The 16897-nt window shown below is 57.8% G+C and carries 11 protein-coding genes; 4 read left to right on the forward strand and 7 right to left on the reverse strand.

The window, feature by feature from the left end; all coding sequences use genetic code 11:
• Positions 1-23: 23 nt before the first annotated feature.
• The 4 genes from P0D89_RS36195 to P0D89_RS36210 form a co-directional block, all read right to left on the reverse strand.
• Positions 24-1565 (reverse strand): GMC oxidoreductase, encoded by a 1542-nt coding sequence (locus tag P0D89_RS36195; RefSeq protein WP_408365672.1) that lies wholly within the window; start codon positions 1563-1565, stop codon positions 24-26.
• The gene (locus tag P0D89_RS36200; RefSeq protein WP_408365674.1) at positions 1555-2370 is read right to left on the reverse strand and encodes an aldo/keto reductase; all 816 of its coding nucleotides are present in this window, start codon (positions 2368-2370) and stop codon (positions 1555-1557) included. Before P0D89_RS36200 ends, P0D89_RS36195 begins: the two co-directional genes overlap by 11 nt.
• 193 nt (positions 2371-2563) lie before the next feature.
• On the reverse strand, positions 2564-4114 hold the full coding sequence (locus P0D89_RS36205; protein ID WP_408365676.1) for a right-handed parallel beta-helix repeat-containing protein: 1551 nt from the start codon (positions 4112-4114) through the stop codon (positions 2564-2566).
• A gap of 487 nt (positions 4115-4601) precedes the next feature.
• A complete protein-coding gene (locus tag P0D89_RS36210) occupies positions 4602-5852 on the reverse strand; it encodes a hypothetical protein (protein WP_408365678.1) in 1251 nt (416 codons plus the stop codon).
• A gap of 800 nt (positions 5853-6652) precedes the next feature.
• Here P0D89_RS36210 and P0D89_RS36215 point away from each other — a divergent pair.
• From P0D89_RS36215 to P0D89_RS36225, 3 genes are all read left to right on the forward strand, one after another.
• Positions 6653-7465 (forward strand): class I SAM-dependent methyltransferase, encoded by an 813-nt coding sequence (locus P0D89_RS36215; RefSeq protein WP_408365680.1) that lies wholly within the window; start codon positions 6653-6655, stop codon positions 7463-7465.
• 282 nt (positions 7466-7747) lie between these two features.
• Positions 7748-9016: a GNAT family N-acetyltransferase gene (locus P0D89_RS36220; RefSeq protein WP_408365682.1), complete on the forward strand. Its 1269-nt coding sequence runs from the start codon at positions 7748-7750 to the stop codon at positions 9014-9016.
• A gap of 265 nt (positions 9017-9281) precedes the next feature.
• Positions 9282-9491, forward strand: a complete 210-nt coding sequence (locus P0D89_RS36225) for a hypothetical protein (protein WP_408365684.1) — start codon at positions 9282-9284, stop codon at positions 9489-9491.
• Between the two features lie 14 nt (positions 9492-9505).
• Here the strand turns inward: P0D89_RS36225 and P0D89_RS36230 are convergent, their stop codons facing one another.
• The 3 genes from P0D89_RS36230 to P0D89_RS36240 all read right to left on the reverse strand — a co-directional run bounded on the left by P0D89_RS36230 (position 9506) and on the right by P0D89_RS36240 (position 14283).
• Positions 9506-10696, reverse strand: a complete 1191-nt coding sequence (locus P0D89_RS36230; RefSeq protein ID WP_408365686.1) for a glycosyltransferase — start codon at positions 10694-10696, stop codon at positions 9506-9508.
• Positions 10697-10869: 173 nt separating this feature from the next.
• Complete coding sequence (gmd, locus tag P0D89_RS36235) at positions 10870-11988, reverse strand: GDP-mannose 4,6-dehydratase (protein WP_408365689.1); 1119 nt, start codon at positions 11986-11988, stop codon at positions 10870-10872.
• A gap of 54 nt (positions 11989-12042) precedes the next feature.
• Complete coding sequence (locus P0D89_RS36240; RefSeq protein ID WP_408365691.1) at positions 12043-14283, reverse strand: polysaccharide biosynthesis tyrosine autokinase; 2241 nt, start codon at positions 14281-14283, stop codon at positions 12043-12045.
• 414 nt (positions 14284-14697) lie between these two features.
• Between P0D89_RS36240 and P0D89_RS36245 the strand changes: the two genes are divergently transcribed.
• A complete protein-coding gene (locus tag P0D89_RS36245; RefSeq protein ID WP_408365693.1) occupies positions 14698-15957 on the forward strand; it encodes a WcaI family glycosyltransferase in 1260 nt (419 codons plus the stop codon).
• Positions 15958-16897: the final 940 nt, after the last annotated feature.

Raw genomic sequence — 16897 nt, forward strand, 5'->3', positions numbered from 1 at the left:
CTCGGGTCACGAGGAAAGATAAGTCAGCTGAGCGTCGCTTTAGCGTGCTGATTGACGCAGCGCATCGCCAGCAGCAGGAGCATCATAGTTGGATTCGCCCCGCCTCCCGTTGGCAGAACCGAAGTCGCAAGCAACTGGACATTGTCGACGCCGAACAGGTTGAGGTCTTTGTCCACCACGCCTTCGGCGGGGGTCGCACTCATGCGCGTGGAGCCGGTCGGGTGGAAGATGCCCTCGGAGCTACCGAGGCTTGTCCAGACTTCCTGCGGTTCAAGCGATTTCCAGGCACCGAGCTGAGCAAAATCGCTGGATTCCCAAGTTTTTTTGAATTGTTCAGCCGTCTCAATGACGTTCTGCTTGTCCTTTTCGGTCACCGACCAGCTGATTTCCGCGAGCGGCAGGCCGAAACGATCGCTGCACGTGGCACTTAGAGCGATGCGGTTGTTGCGAGAGGGAATCTGTTCGACTACCGCATGGACGAACAGGCGTGAATGCGCGGGAAAAAGCAGACGTTTGTTTATGAAGCGCCACCAGACGGCGCGCGCAAGCCAGGGAGCGTTTGCAAGCAAGTCGAGGATCACGCGCGGTGGCGGCAACTTACGACGCTGCAAATTGACGAAAATTTCCCGTAAAACATCGAAGCCACCTGGCTTTTCGACCTTAAACCCAATATGACAGAAACTTGGCGGCAAATGCCGACGCGCCGGCGATTGAGGCGCTAATTCGAAACGGATGTTGCGCATCGAACCTTTTGCGCCAAAACGAAATCCGACGATTCTGTTCAGCACCGCACCTTCGGAGGAGGCAATCTCCGCTACTTCCGTAGAAATATGGTCGGTGAAATAATGACCGAGTGCTGGCGTGACCGCGGAGACGGCTCCATCGTTCTGGCGGTCGATAAGTAGCGCCAGCCTGGTGGTTTCGATGGCGCCAGCAGCGACGATAAGTTTCTTGCCAGAGATAGCCAGCCTGTCGCCATTCGGCGAAACCGCACTCAGTCTGATGCCTTCCGCGCCAGTCTTAATTTCGACGACATGGGCGTTGAGCCATACTTGAAGATTCGCTGCGGCGGCAATGTCGACGTCCAGAAGAGTCGCGACATTGCGCTTTCTGAATTCCGGCCACTTGGCCAGACGGTTCACATGAACCTCACCGAGTTCGAAAGGGAATGAAGCATCGGAATAGGGGCCGGGCTCCAAGGAAAACAGCTGTTCAACCTCTCCGATAAACGGAATAAGCTCTTCAAGCGAAATCGGCCAGTGCGCGTTGCAGAGGTCGGAATCCTGGAAGGGAATGAGGGCACCGCCCCATCGCATGGACGTACCACCCAAGCACCGGAATCGCCCGTGGGAAGCGCCTCTATAGAACGTGCCGCGCTGCACGACCTCATTGAGCGGATGCAGGTCCTCTTCCTGGCGCAGTCCGCCAGTTTCCAGGCAGATGACGGTTTTGCCGGTCTTACGCGCCAACAGTACGCTGGTCGGTAGGCCAACAGTGCCTGCACCGATGACAATGAAATCGGCTTCCCGCGAAAGCACTCCCTGGCCCTTCAAATCATTGAGCATGGGTTATCTCCTCCACGAGCCTGGCATATTGCGGCAACCGCGAGACTTGGGTCGTGCTCACGATAATCGCCCCGCTGGTGTTGCGGAGCAGGGCCTGACGCAGCACCTCCGTCACCGAAAGTGGGGATCCTTCTCTGCGGGAGGCCGACACATAGCCGTAGGTGACCTGCAAGGGCTTGTCGTAACGGGCCAAAAGGTCAGCCTCACGCGCCGTTAGACTGTCGTGCACCTGAACGAAACGCGTGAGTTCCGAGCCCGTGGCGAGAAAGGGTTCAAGCCTATCGGCAGTCAGTGCCAGGCCGAATGTACGCACCTTTCCCTCGCGTACAAGGGTCTCCAGCCATTTCAGCCATTCATCCGTATTGAGCAGGGGCAGTTGCGGCTCGTGTAGGGTGTAAATGTCAATCCAATCACGATTGAGACGGCGCAAACTTCCTTCGAGCGCCTTCTGCGCACGGGCGACTGAAAAATCCACGGTCGGACTCGAAATGGCCTTGATGAAGCGTCCTGTCGCTTTGCGCAGGAATATAGCGACACCGCCTTGCTCCTCGCCGCCGGGCGAATAGATACCGACCTTAGTCGTGATGGTGACTTCGGGTCGTGCTTTCAGAACGGGGCCAAGGTCGCGCTCGGCCAAGCCAAATCCGTAATAGGGAGCCGTGTCGAAATGGGTGAAGCCGGCGTCCACCGCTGAAAGGAGCAGTCGACGCCTTACCTTTTCGGAACCGCTGTTAAAAAGACTGGCCGTGCCGAATATGCATCTTGAGACAATGATGGGTGTCCCGACCAAGTGAACGCTTTGCACGATAAGCTCCGGCTAACAGACTTGTCTTTTTCAGATGTACAGGCATAAGTGTTCTGGTGCAAATAGCTTGTATCGACAAACTCCTGCTGATATCAGGTCACGATTTCATGGACAGAACTGCGGGGTGGCGGGCATCACGGACGCGATGCCGAAAACTTGTCAAAATTACGGTCGCTGATAATCGCTTCCGGTGTTAGCACGGTTCGCTTGCTCTTGTCATGCATTCAAGAGAAGTCGACGATTGCGTACCTAACACGTCGTAAATGCCGGTGCCTTCCGCAGTGGGCGTGTTTGCGTCGTGAAAATACGCACCGCTTCCGTTGACACATACATTACCGCTTGACTCCACCCATGGATCGGTCCCGATCGATACCGCACCCAACGCAGGGCAACCGCTCCTCACCATCGCGTTGTTTCGAAAGACGTTGTACTTCGGCGCACCCACGTCGTCGCCAAGTATGTCGCGAAGATGTGGGTATTTCCCATAAGCACTTCCAAGATACGGGACGCCTTTCAAGTTACGTCTGAGGGGCCCGTTGGGATCGCTGACCCACTCTGCCTGCCATGTCACGCCTCGGTCATCGATACTCATTGCTGGCGCGCTGTCGATGAAAACGTTGCCGACTATAACGTTGTCTCTACCTCCACCCACATAGATGGCCTTGGAAACGCGCAGGAAGTAATTGCTAGCGATGTAGGTCCCGCTTATCTGGTCGTCCAGATAGATCCCTCTTACGTCCCGCGAAGGTACGCCGATGTCGTGCAGAAAGTTCCCACTTATCACATTGCCGCGCTGCGTCCAGTCCCGCCCCATGTAGATCGCGCCGGCATCGCTGGAATCTTGAACCACGTCGTAGATCTCGTTGGAGCGGACAACATTGTCATTCCCCTCTATCTTCATCGCCATATGAGCGGCATCATGAATGCGATTTCTCTCCGCGACGTTTCCCACTCCCGACAATTGAATTCCCGGTCGGTAGCTATAGTTCCACCTGCTATAGTCGTAGATGTCGTTACCTGCGACCACTGACTCGCCCGGCGTCAAAGTGCCCCGATCTCCCGATGAAACATATACCCCCCCGTCTCCAACGGCGTGAATCCGGCAGTTGACGATCTTTATCCTTCTCCCCGACGCATCAATTGCGCGCCCCCCAACATTTCTGATCGTCGCGTTTTCCACCCGAATATCCTCTGAATCCCTGATGACTATGGCCGGTCCTCGCGCCAGTTCGAAGTCCAGGCCGTCCAACTCAACATGGCTCGCGCCGTCCAGCGTGATCAAGGATTCAGCGTCCGTTATCTCAGCGCTCGACACATCGTCAGATGGCGGCCAAAAAAAGATATGACCGTTTTTAGCGTCTAGCACCCAGTCGCCTGGAGAGGCCAGTTGAGAAGGCACGTTCTCCAAGAAGAATCTTCCCCCGATCCGCAAAGGAAAGGACGGCTCATCGCTAAGCACAATACGGCCGGAACTGTTTTTCGATGTAAGGACGGGCATCGCTTCCATCGCCCAGTCATAGGAGAAATAGCCTACCGCGAAGATTCCCGGATCGATTGTCAGGCGATCCGGACGCGTCGGCATCGCATAGAACGCCTTACGCGACTCCGCGCTAAGAGCCGCGATGACCGCGTAGCCACTCTTTGGCCAGCGAGCCAAACGCATTCGCCGTTCATTGAAGTAAAGGTCAGTGTTCGCCACGGCGGCAGAGTTGTTCCAACCATGACGCCGTAGGTCATGCAACATGAACGGCGTTTCGGAAAAATCGAAGACGCGGACAGCCGGTCTCGACGACAGCGGAATACGGGGCGCCTCCCCTTGCCGCAAAGGACGAGACCCGGTCAGCTCTCTACCTCCACTAATTCGAACTCCGCCTGGATTCACGGCGTATATCCGCAACGGGGGAGTAGGCAATCCCGAAACGCTGCGGACAATGCGGATTGGGGCCGAGATTCGATATACGCCATCTAGAAGCGCAATCGCAACAGGCTTAGTCTTCCTTGACTCGTGGTATTGGGTTGCCCTCTTTATCGCTTCTTCGATCCCCGCGAGGGGCCCGCTGCGACTACCAACCTGTGTAGTCAGACCCGACGCATCATTGCTCCCGTGCACAGCGACGTATAGCGTGAGGCCGTTGCCGCTTGTTCCATGTAACAAGAGAAAGACAATGGCTAATGATTTCATGCAGTGGAGAGTTCTGCGTGTCATGGTGTACCAGCCATCCGCCACGTTATTAGGCTCGAACTTGCACGGCGACGCTTGTGGATGCCGGAAAAGAATCAGATGAAGCGCTGCTGACCTCACTCGCAGTGGCTGGTGTGCCTTCGTCCTGGAACCGCGCCTTGTAAAGTACCAACACCAACGAAAGCATCACCACTTTGTCATACATGAAGATCGCACCATTGAATTGCATCGAAAGAAGAAGAAGGACAATTTCTGGAAAGCCGCGGCGCAGCAAAAGGATCGTCAATACTAGAACCCCTCCAACCATACCGTATAAGAGGAACATGTTGATCAGAGCATTATCACTCGCACCCGTGGCCATACCCGTCGCAGCGATAACCTCGCTCGACACCACCTTTCCCAAGTACTCAGACGGCACACCAAGCAGGTACCCTTGTTGCAGAGCCTCACCCACCGCCTGTAGCGGGTATATCAGTCGTCCGAGGAATGACACGTCTGAACCCTGCATGATGTCGGTAAACCGGTCGCTCAACATGAAAGCGGCGCCTGACAGGAACAGAAGGCTGGCCAGAATCAGCCCGGCGCTCTTCCATAGCGACCGCTTGCGTGTCGCGAACAGCATGAGAACGAGAGCGACGATCCCGCTAGTCGTCTGCGCCAGTAAGACTGTCGCCATCGCCACACTGACAAACGCGATCCTTCCAATGCCACTTTCGCCAATTATCTTGCGACTGACGAAAACCAGACACAACACAACGAACCCAAGATAGGACGGCTCCGCATACGTCGCAGCCGGTCGTATCTCTGTCGGGATGCCGTGCAGATGTCCGAATTCCAGCCAACATGATGCCACCGTCCAACAGCCGTCCAGACTTATCGGTCTAGGAAAATAGGTGTAGGGGACAAAGAATACTCCGCTCCGACCAAACTTCAGATCGATTGCCTGCAACATTGTGATCAGCAGTAGACCTATATTCGTTATCCATAGTCCACATGCAATTCTTGCCTTGCTTGCAATGCCGAACTCTACCTCCACTCTCGCCAGAACAACGAGAACCAGGAAGCAGGCGGCCTCTCGAATGGACCGATACAACGCGCTGCTCGTGAAATCGCCCGGAGAAAAGATAACAGGCATCACGATCAGCACGGCGCCGATGAGACCCAGTGCGAGCCGAAGCGGAGTTAGCTTCTTGATCGAGTAGACCAGGGCCAGGATAAAACACGCCCCTGCGACCGACAAGTGAACCGAATATCCAAACTGGAGCGAGAAAGCGCAAACCGTTACGGCCAGCATCGCCATCAGACTTACATTGACCGGTCGAGGACTTGTTGCCAGCCGGGTATTTCTGTCGGGGAGCGTATTGGAAATTCGCATAGACGAGCAAGCCTCTTAGCGAACGATAGTTCGCATCCCTGGGAGAGACGGCCGAAGACGAGCCGCCATAACTTTCGCCGATATGGCACGGACCCATTGCTACCAGTTCCTGGACGCGATCAATGACTTCACGCTGCTGGCGACAATGGCGTAACCGGCATCGTTCAGATGTACCGAGTCTGAGCGCAAGGAGGTCGGCGGAATGTTGTTCTTGTAGTCCGCAACACAATACGGCAGCGTTCCACATAGAACTTTTGACATGGTCCATCTTGACCGTCAAGCTAGCTCAAACTTCGAAGACATGGATCATTTCAATATTCCTGTCGGCTCGCCACAAGCTCTTGCGGAGACTAGACGTCGCGCGACGTAAGTCGCGAAAAGCGGCTCGAAACGACTAAAGTTGGGCCGGACCATCATTGATAACCGGCACGCGCGCCCTGGGAGCGCTTATTGACCGATACTGACTTCACAAACCGAGCGTATCTCTTTGTGCAAGCTTACGCGGGTGCAATAGCCCTCGCGACGAATAGACGGAAACTGCCAGGTCCTTGTCCGGCGGGAAGGAATCCCCGGTAGAATTTGCGCGTGCCGTTGTCCATGGCGCGCTTCGGCAAGAGTTTGTCGTCTCCCGCACGCATCGAGGTCTGTACCATTCTCGAAGATCGCGCTCGTTGCACTTTTTCCTGGTGTCGTCAGTTTCGAGCCAACTCATGAGGGTACCGGCAATGGATACTAGTCCGACCGGCGGTTTCGGGAAACGCCTGAAGCGGCGCATCAAGTGGCCGCTGATCACTGTCGTCGCGTCTTTGCCCGACCCCGTGCAGACGATGCTTTTCATTCCGCGTATCCGAAGGTTCGCGCAACGTGTGCCGGTTCTGAAGGTCGTCTATACCGGCTGCTATCGCACGCATCCGATCGACAAGGCGCTTGGCACGGATACTGGCGACATCGAGCCGCCCGAAGCCATTTACGGCTACGGCCTGGAGGCAGGCAGTTTTCCCAATATGGTTTCGCAGCCGAGCGTGGTGCGCTGCGCGCTGCAGCAGCTCGGCGACTTGCGCGACCATGCGTTCATCGACATAGGCTGCGGCAAGGGCCGACCGATGATTGTTGCGACCGAATTTCCGTTTCGCCAGGTCATCGGGTACGACTTCGCCGTGCGTCTGGTGGACGTCGCCAATCGCAATGCGCAGATCGTCGCACGGCGCTTCCCTAGGCGCGTGCCGATGCGCGCCTACGTCGCCGATGCGCTCGAGTTCGACTTCCCGCCCGGCAAACTCGTCGTGTACCTGTTCAATCCATTCGGCCTCAAGACCATGACACGGCTTCTCGCCAACCTCGTCGCTGCACACGAGCGTGGATCGGTCGAGGCGTTCTCCGTCGTTTTATACCATCCGGTGTGTGCAGACGTGTTCGATTCGTCGCCGGTGCTTGTACGTCACTACTGCGCGTCGATGCCGTATGCGGAAGAAGAAATCGGCTATGACGCGGTAACCCATCAGAATGTGTGCATCTGGAAGACCAGGCCGCGCATGTAGCGCCGTGAGGTCTGCGGCAACCGCGAGGCGCTCGGCGCGACGATAGGAAAAGACGATGGAAGAACGCAGCGTTGGTCGAGTCGCTGCGGTTGGGAAACAGAGAGCAAGCCTACGGTATCGGCTCGCACCGATGCTGGCAGTACATTATCAGCGCCCTCAAAGTGATTGCGACAATGTCGAGGGAAGTCGTTCGATGCTCCACTTCGGGCGTTTGCCAGCGCGTAAGCGACGCTTCGAGGACTGTGCGCCATCGCACGTAGCATCGTTTGATGTGAATGCAAGATGCCAAACAGCGCGCGACTGCCAAGGGACGAAAACGGCACAGGTATTGCACTTTACCCGGCGGGATATGGTAAGCAAAGCAAGGCCTTAGAGGAAGATATGAATGCACCGGTTGAAGATATCGAGGTGATAAAAACGCCTGAGAGTTTTCAGGCGTTGCGTAGCGAATGGCAGGCGCTGTGGAGCCGCTCGAAAGGACGGCATCACGAATCGTTCGCCACTTGCTGGCTGACATGGGACTGCGTAGCGAAGCGGATGGGGCGATCGCTTCGCATCATCACCGCACGCCGCGATGGAAAGCTCATCGCGGCGTGGCCGCTCGTTCGCACGCGCAAACGTCTGTGGACCGTGCTGCGGCCATTGAGTCCCGAATCCGCTGACTATACGACGGTGCTTGTCGATCCAGACCATGCCTCAGATCGACTGATGGAGTCGATGTGGCGCGCCGCACAAGAGCAATGCGCATCCGACATTTTCCTGCTTCCTTACGTCGATCGCGAAAGTCATCTGTATCGGCTGGCCGTGGCGCACAGCGGCTTGATGACGACCAAGGAGCATCCGTGTGCCGTCGCGCGATTATCGCGTGAAGCGAATTGGGAGAGCTTCGCGGCATCGCTCGGCACCCTGTCTGGAAAGAAGCCGGGGGCGCTGCGCAAAAGACTCGAGCGACAGGGCAAGGTCGACGTACGCATACTTGGCCCAGAAGATGCCGACGAAAACGTGCGGATGATCGACTGGATGCTGTCCTGCAAGCGCGACTGGGCGGAGCGCGTACACAAGAAGGGCGCGTGGCTCTATTCAAAAGTATTCCGCGATTACCTCATCGCGCTGGCAAATCATCCGCCCGAGGGCGACGGAGATCCCTGCGCGAGAGTGATGGTCCTCGCACTGGACGACGCGCCCATCGCCGCAAACATGGTCGGCTTGGGAAAGGAAAGCATGTTGGGAGTGATGGCGGGCTTCGATCGGCAGCACGCGAAACTCGCACCCGGAGCAATTACGACTGAGGCGTGGGTGCGTTGGGCTCTGGAACATAAGCGCGACTTCGATCTCGGCATCGGCTCCGAATCATTCAAGCCCTATTGGAGCAAGGGAAACTACGCCGTTGCATCCAGCATCCAGATCGCGCAGTCGCGATGGGGCCGCGTCGCATTTGCGATGCATGACGTCGCCAACAAGCTCTCGGCAGTTCGTGCCGCAACGCGCCGCGGGAAAGAGCCCCCGTCTGGTAAAACGAGAAATACCGGCATCGAAACGGCGACGAAGTAAGTCCAAACGAAAAGCCATGGGTGCGTGGCTAGTCGAGCCTCTACGATCGGGGGCGCTCTCTCTTATAGCGCAAGGGATTTTGGCCGCCACGGTATTGAGAGAGTTACAGGAAGCAGGCATTTAAAGCCCTGATCCTGCACTTTTTTGACGAGGTGCGGATGGGTCCGAAAGCACTTGTGCCGGAGGAAGACTTCCTTCGGCAACTGGAGGCGGTGGCCGTCGGCACGTTCGCCTTCGTGCTCGTGCGCCGCTCGGCTGGACGCCGGTGACCTATGTGGCCGTCCAGTTCGCGCTGCTCGACCGAGGTAAATCGCAGACAAGACAACTCGGCCTCGTCACGCTCTGTCTGTCGTTCCTCATCACGGCGCGCCGCCTCGGCGGCTCGTGGATGCTTTGGGCGTACAACTTGCTTCTGGCGCGAGTCTACGCGGTCAATGCGATGGATGCGGCGCCGAACAGCGTGTCGGTGTTGTAGAACTATCGGGCATCCTATCCCGCACCGGCCATCGCGCTCGATGATACTCGCGGCTCGTTTAGCAACATTGAGATAGTCTGCTCGAGCCCTCCTTCAGATAGGGCTTCCTGAGTCACGGCCATCGCTTTTTCGATTTCTCGATGTTTACTCCTGTACAGACTTTCTGCGCCCGACAGAGCATCCAGGATCGATTCAGCGTCAGGAGCGACGAAATGGACCGCGTCGTGGATTTCGCGCATGCTCAATGCGGGAAGTTCTGTCGATATCACCAAACGTCCGGACGCAACGTATTCGACCACTTTGAACGGGAAGATCCCATCGCCCATTTTTTCGATCGACGAATGGACGTTGATAAGCACATCGCAGTCCGAGACTAAATTGAACAGCGTCGTCTCGTCGACCCGGCCGTGAAAGCGAACCGCCTCACTCGCCGCGCTCAGTTTCTCGAACTCCGATGACAGGGGTCCCGCTCCGCATACGTGAAGTATGAAGCGACCGTTCGATCGCCGCATGATCTCCAGCACGAGGTCGGCGCCCTTCTCAGGCCATAGTCCGCCGAAATAGCCGATTACTGTCCTCCTCCCCTCGGGACCTTCAAAGGGGCGTCGTCGCCGACATGCGACGCGAAGATCTTCAGAAACCACGCCCGGGCACAACACGACAGGACAACCGCTGCGCTCGTGCTCGCGCGTCGACAGATTGTCATTCACCGCAAGGCAAACGGACGGGGCAGGAAGAAAATAGCGCCACACCAAGAAGTCGACGAGCGGCTTTGGATGCCAGTAACGTCGTGAAAATGGCCAGTCCTCGAACTGAAAAACGAGCCGTGCGCCGGACTTGCGTGTCAACACGCGCGCGAGCATTGCCTCAAACGCGTACGAGTTGTAGATCCAGACCATCTCCGGATTCCCGAAATTCAGTATCTCCCGGCTCACGGCCTCGACTTCGAACAGATTCAACATCTTTCCAATTGTGCGTATCGGATAACTGCGAAGCGCGATCTCACGGACACGCACATCGCCGATGCGCGATTCCCGGACTTCACGCCCCGCCCACTTCTCGTCTTCGTGCTGCGTATTCACGAGCAGGACGTCGCCGGCAAGATGCGATGCCATCGTCAGGAAAAACTCTACTTTGCGCATGGCACCCAGGTTTTGGTTGCTGGCGCGCTTGGCAGCGCTGTACGGCGCGATGAACACGATCATGCTCGCTCCATGAGGTGAATAGGACTGCACTCGGCCGCTCAATTCATCCGCTCACGCAGCCTGCCGCTCACCCTCAACGGCGGCAAGGAGCATAGTGACGACCAGTGCAAATGCCAGCCGTGGCAACACGCCTAAAACTTCGGTCAGCTGCGGCGATCGGTCGAGCACGTTCCTCATTCGTGATGTTCCAGGGCCTTATAGCCCGCCAGGGTGATCAGCGCGTCACGCTTCGCGATCTGATAATCGGCAAGCACCATTTCCTTGACCAGCGCGGCAAACGAGACAGTCGGAGACCAGCCGAGTTTCGCATGCGCCTTCGATGGATCGCCGAGCAACGTCTCGACTTCGGTCGGCCTGAAATAGCGCGGATCGACATGCACGATGACCGTCCCAGGCGTGACCCGACATTCCTTGCTTCTGACGCTTTCGACGACGCCGATCTCATCGACGCCATTCCCTTCGAATCGAACCGTGATGCCGAGCTCTCCAGCCGCCTGCTGCACGAACTCTCTCACGCTGTATTGGACGCCTGACGCGATGACGAAGTCCTCGGCTTCCTCCTGCTGAAGCATCAGCCATTGCATCTGGACGTAATCGCGCGCATGTCCCCAGTCACGCAAGGCCGAGAGATTCCCGAGGTACAGGCAATCCTGCGATCCGATGGCGATGCGCGCGATGGCTCGCGTGATCTTGCGGGTGACGAACGTCTCCCCGCGCACGGGCGACTCGTGATTGAACAGAATCCCATTGCACGCGTACATGCCATACGCTTCGCGATAGTTCACTGTGATCCAGTAGGCGTACATCTTGGCCACGGCATAGGGACTGCGCGGATAGAAGGGCGTCGTCTCCTTTTGGGGAGACTCCCTCACCAGCCCGAAAAGTTCGGATGTGGACGCCTGATAGAAGCGCGTCTTCTTCTCCAGACCGAGAATACGCATTGACTCCAGCAACCTGAGTGCGCCCAGGCCATCGGCATTCGCCGTATATTCGGGCTCTTCGAACGAGACCGCGACATGGCTTTGCGCCGCCAGGTTATAGAGCTCGTCCGGTTGAACTCGCTGCATGATGCGCAAGATGCTGGACGAGTCGGTCAGATCGCCGTGATGCAGATGAAAGCGCCGTTCCGCGACATGATCGTCCTCGTAAAGATGATCGATACGATCGGTGTTGAACAGCGACGAGCGTCGCTTGACGCCATGAACCTCGTATCCCTTGTCAAGGAGAAACTCCGCAAGATAAGAGCCATCCTGCCCTGTGATCCCGGTGATCAACGCTACCTTTCTAGACATCGCTCATTATCCCCATTATGTCGTTCCCAAGCCTGCCATGTGCCGCGCCTCGCCTCACGTTCTTGAACTCGGCGTTGCCAGCCCTTTTCCATATCGGCCCCCGGTGCTGTACCGCGTTCCGTAGGTGAATCGCGCCGCAGGGACATCAGTGAACAAGATGCCTCTCACGCTCACGCCACCACTTTGCAGCCGGTTCAACGCCTCCGACACTTCACCCACCGGATGCCGCCCATGCCTTACGACAAGCAGCGTCGTCCCTGCATGTCTGCCGATCAGCGTTGCATCGGTGACCGCCAGCACCGGCGGTGTATCGATCACGACTGCGTCGTAGCGTTTCGATGCGGCACTCAGTATTTCGCTCAGGCGGTCGCTCATCAGGACGTCCGCAGGGTTCGGTGACTGGCCGCCGCGTGATATCAGATCGACTCCGTCCATCGCGTTACGCAGCAGGACATCGTCGAGTTCTGCCCCGTGCAGCAGCTCGCAGAGGCCTGGGCCGTCCCACGGCGCGAATGGGACATGCATTGTTCCCATACGCATGTCCGCGTCGATAAGAAGCACGCGCTTGGCGCCGGCTGCCAGAACAGCTGCCAGATTGATGGCGAGGAATGACTTCCCGACACCGGCCCTGGCACTTGTAATCATCACTATGTTGTTAGGAAGCTCGACGTTCGTCGATTGCAACGCGGTTCTCAGACTGCGGACGCCTTCCACCGCGACGTCGTATGGCGACGTTGCGGCGAGAACATGCAACCCCGGAAGCTTGCGCCGCATGTCGTCTTCGAGACGCACCTGGCGCTCGCTGTGTGGCACGACCGCACAGACGGGCACGCCGAGGGCTCGCTCGATGTCCGAACATCGCTCCACGCCCCCGGAGAGCTTCCTTTTTAAAAACGCGGCCGCGATCCCGAGCAACACACCGAGTGCCGCCGAAATGATCAGCACGATACGCCAGTTCGGCTTGAACGGCTTCTCGGGCGGCATAGCGCGATCGACGATTCTGACGTTGCCGACGTTGCCCGCCCGGATGACCCGCAACTGCTGCGCGCTGTTCAGGAGATTGGTGTACAGCTCCGTGTCGACGCGCACGTTTCGCATCAGGCGCAGTGCCGTCTGCTCGGTATCCGGAAGCGCGGAGACGCGCCGACTCAACGCCTCTCGATCCTGCTCGGAGCGGGCGATCTTCGCATCGAGCGCCGCCAGCGCCGGATGGCCGGGTTTGTACCGTTGCACCAGATCGTCCCGCTGCTGCATGAGCCCGCGCAAATCCTTGTCAAGCTCGACGGCCTGATGAAGCACCAGCCGGCTCTCCTCGCTCAGGTCGACCGTTCCTTTGCTATTACGAAAGGCGTTGTATTGATCTTCGGCCTGTTGCAGTTCGTCCTTCAATTTCGGCAATTGGCCTTCGAGAAACAGAAGTGAATGTTCGGCTTCGGACGATCTGCGCGCCAGGTCCTGAGATTGATACTGTTCGGCGATGGTATTCACGACGTCCGCCACCTGCAGCGGATCGTGTCCATCCATAGCGACGCCGATCATCCCGGTCTGAGCTTTCTTCTCAGTAATTGCCAGCGCGCTTTGCAGGGAAAGAATGGTCGTCTGTACCGAGTTCGCTGTAAGCGTGAACTCGACGCCGGGTCTTGCCCGTAATTCGGAAACGAGCAAGCGGACCTCGCCGCCCGCATAGTGCGCCACCATCTCCTCACCGACCTTCCCTACTCCCAGCACCGTACCGTCCGGCGCCACGAGCTCGAACGAGTCGTTCGGACCCGCTTTGACGACATACTCGCGTCCGAGCGTCGCACGTGGAACGTCGAAGCGGGGCGCCTCGATGCGTTCGTCCCCCCACGCAAACTGCTTCAGCCCGAGCAGCGCTTCGTTGCCAGTCGATTCACCTCGCAGCCGGGCCACCCATCGGCCGATGACCGGGAAGTAACGCGGACGTTCCGTGATGTCGAGGTGGAGTTTCCGCACCGTCTCGCCAACGACAAGCCGTGAGCGAATCAACTCCATCTCCGTGTCGGCGGCTTTAGCCTTGGAGTCGAAAAGCGAGGCGAGCCGCCCCGATGCCTCTGCGTCTAGCGAATTCGATTTCTCCGGACCGATTTGTAAGAGCGCGTCTGCCCGATACAAAGGCGGCTGAAGTACGGCATAGAACACTCCCGTGGCAAAGACGACGAGCGCGACGGCACCTATGAGACGCCAACTGTCGACCAATACACGCAGGTAGTCAGAGATTGAAACGGCATCCGCCTGAAGGGAATCGCTATTCCGTATTTGCTTCGTTGAGGACATAAATTCTGCCTGGTTGCGATTTCATTTGTTTGGCGGTGGAGCTTGCAAAGCATCCTGTTCCACGCAAGCGCCATACGGCTGCTCCATCCATTGAACGACTACGACCGATACGACTGCGGTCGAAAATGACCGGAATATCGACAATCGCAACCACGCACCGCTTTGTGCAAATGTACGCAGACGCAGCACGCCTTGCGACGACTGGACGGAAATTGCCAAGACCTTGTCGGGTGGAAGAGAAACATCGGTAGGAATTGCGTGTGCGTTCGCCCGTGGCGCACTTCGGCAAGACTTTGTCGTCTCAGGCGCGCATCGACGTCTATATCATTCTTCGATGAGAAGACCTGTAGAAATCTTTCTTAGCGCACTTTCTCAGAACAACTGATCAATGTCGCTCGTGGAGTGGGTACGCGAATGAAAATACTGATGATGTCCCTCAACTACGCGCCAGAAGTATGCGGCATTGGAAAATACTCGGCCGAACTTGCCGAATGGCTAGTTACACAGGGGAACGTCGTGCGCGTCATCACGGCGTCGCCTTACTATCCCGACTGGCGAGTGCAGGACGGCTACAGCCCGCTGAAATACTCGACGGAGACCATCAATGGCGTCTCAGTCACTCGTGTGCCTTTCTGGTGTCCGCGGCGTCCGACTGGATTGAAACGCATACTGCACTTGATGAGCTTCTCACTCGCGGCCGCTCTGCCCGCCATCGCTCAGCTTCGTTGGCGCCCAGACGTCGTGTGGGTAGTCGCGCCGCCATTGTTTGCCTGCCCGGTCGCCATGCTCATCGCGCGTCTATCCGGGGGGGTGTGCTGGATCCACATCCAGGATTACGAGGTCGAGGCGGCATTCGGCCTGGGCATGCTCAAAGGCGTCGCCCTCAAGCGATTCAGCCTTGCGATGGAGCGCGCACTACTCTCGCGCGGAGACGGCATCTCGACGCCATCCGTAGCGATGACACGGCGCGCCGTGAACAAGGGCGTCGAGCTGGCGAGACTGGTGACGGTTCCGAACTGGGTCGACACGGGCAACATCCGCCCGCTGGGGCGGGTCAGCGCCTATCGCAATCACCTCGGAATCGACGACAGTTCGATTGTCGTGTTGTACGCGGGCAACCTCGGTGCGAAGCAAGGTCTCGAATTGATCCCCGATGCCGCGCACTTGCTGGCCCATCGGCGCGATATTGTGTTCGTAGTCTGCGGCGACGGACCTGCGAGAGACTATCTGACGCGCAGAGCGGCCAGACTTCTGAACCTCAAACTGATCGACTTCCAGCCGAACGAGCGCTTCAACGAGCTGATGGGTCTCGCCGATATTCACGTTCTGCCGCAACGTGCCGATGCTGCGGATATCGTCATGCCGTCCAAGCTTGGCGCGATGCTCTCCAGCGGACATCCTGTCCTCGCAACGGCAGCCGAAAACACCGATCTCTGGAGCATCGTTCAATCCGTCGGCATGGTGACGGAACCCGGTAGCGCGACCGCTTTATCCCATGCGATCTCGCGGCTCGCAGACGATCCGGGCCTGCGTGTCCATCTCGGAACGCTTGGCCGCGCCTACGCCACGTCGAACCTTTCGAGGGAACATATTCTCGCCAGTTTCGAATCTCGTCTGTTAGACGAACTTCGAAGAAAGCGGGAGGTTCTCGACGAGCCATCACTCGACGGATAGGGATGAGACCTCGACCGTCCCTACCGGATTCTCGAATCGGCGGTTGCCGTGCGACACAGCGCGTTGCGTGCCTGCCTCGGCGGACGATAGTGTCAGCGTGCCTTCTGGACAGATGCCGAAGCGAACCAGGTTGGCTCCCGAGGTCAGCGTGGACGCAGGTTCGCGCGCACCAGGACGAGACAGGTTCTGCAGATAGATGGCCGATGACTAGTGATTTTCCTTGTTCGCGTTATGCGAAGCCGGGGCCACAACTTTTCTCCGACGCCGGATCCTGCGCAACGTAAAGGCGAGTGAACGCCCCGTCGTAGGTGCACAACGTTGCATAGTCACAGATCGGACCTTGCGACGAGACGAGGTCGGTCAGGTCTGCAATTCGGGCGTGCAGCACGCAAATCACACGCGGCCACCACTTGTCTTCCGGCGATAACGGCCGGGTTGTGTCAAATGTTGGCATCGAGCTTTGCGCGAACGGTGATTGCGCTTTTGACGCCTGCGGTTGCCGCCCTGCCGCGAGTATGCCCATGGTTGCCGCGAGGCCTTCCCATGCGCGAGGCGACTGCTGCTTACGAGCTCGCACCGGGCGTTACGTGCGCGAAGATTTGCTTCCTGAAAAGTCCAAAATAGAGGATGTAGTCCGCAATACTGGCGATGATCGTAGACCACACGACCCGCCTGCACGCCATAGGGGCGCCCACCAGATACGGAATGGGGGCGCGATAATGGGCACAGAGATAGAGCAGTGGGAGTGAGCAGAAATAACCAATCGACGACGCGATATGTGGTTCCCAGGCTCGCTGGGAGACCATGAAAGACCTTTCTTATTCCGCCGAGAGGAATGTTGACGCAAAACAACGCGATGAAGACGAGCGTCGACAAGGCGGCTTCTTTGGCGACTGGCTCGGACTCGAGCTTAAGCAGCCAGGGAAGGTCGAGCATAGAT

Source organism: Paraburkholderia sp. RL18-085-BIA-A (assembly GCF_046027075.1).
In the GTDB taxonomy this organism is placed as follows: Bacteria; Pseudomonadota; Gammaproteobacteria; order Burkholderiales; family Burkholderiaceae; genus Paraburkholderia.

Bases quoted from the DNA above. Each gene is read 5' to 3' on its own strand.
- P0D89_RS36195 (WP_408365672.1), bottom strand. From the start codon at position 1,565: ATGCTCAATGATTTGAAGGGCCAGGGAGTGCTTTCGCGGGAAGCCGAT.
- P0D89_RS36205 (WP_408365676.1), bottom strand. From the start codon at position 4,114: ATGTTGCATGACCTACGGCGTCATGGTTGGAACAACTCTGCCGCCGTG.
- P0D89_RS36210 (WP_408365678.1), bottom strand. From the start codon at position 5,852: ATGGCGATGCTGGCCGTAACGGTTTGCGCTTTCTCGCTCCAGTTTGGA.
- P0D89_RS36215 (WP_408365680.1), top strand. From the start codon at position 6,653: ATGGATACTAGTCCGACCGGCGGTTTCGGGAAACGCCTGAAGCGGCGC.
- P0D89_RS36220 (WP_408365682.1), top strand. From the start codon at position 7,748: ATGCCAAACAGCGCGCGACTGCCAAGGGACGAAAACGGCACAGGTATT.
- P0D89_RS36230 (WP_408365686.1), bottom strand. From the start codon at position 10,696: ATGATCGTGTTCATCGCGCCGTACAGCGCTGCCAAGCGCGCCAGCAAC.
- gmd (WP_408365689.1), bottom strand. From the start codon at position 11,988: ATGTCTAGAAAGGTAGCGTTGATCACCGGGATCACAGGGCAGGATGGC.
- P0D89_RS36240 (WP_408365691.1), bottom strand. From the start codon at position 14,283: ATGTCCTCAACGAAGCAAATACGGAATAGCGATTCCCTTCAGGCGGAT.
- P0D89_RS36245 (WP_408365693.1), top strand. From the start codon at position 14,698: ATGAAAATACTGATGATGTCCCTCAACTACGCGCCAGAAGTATGCGGC.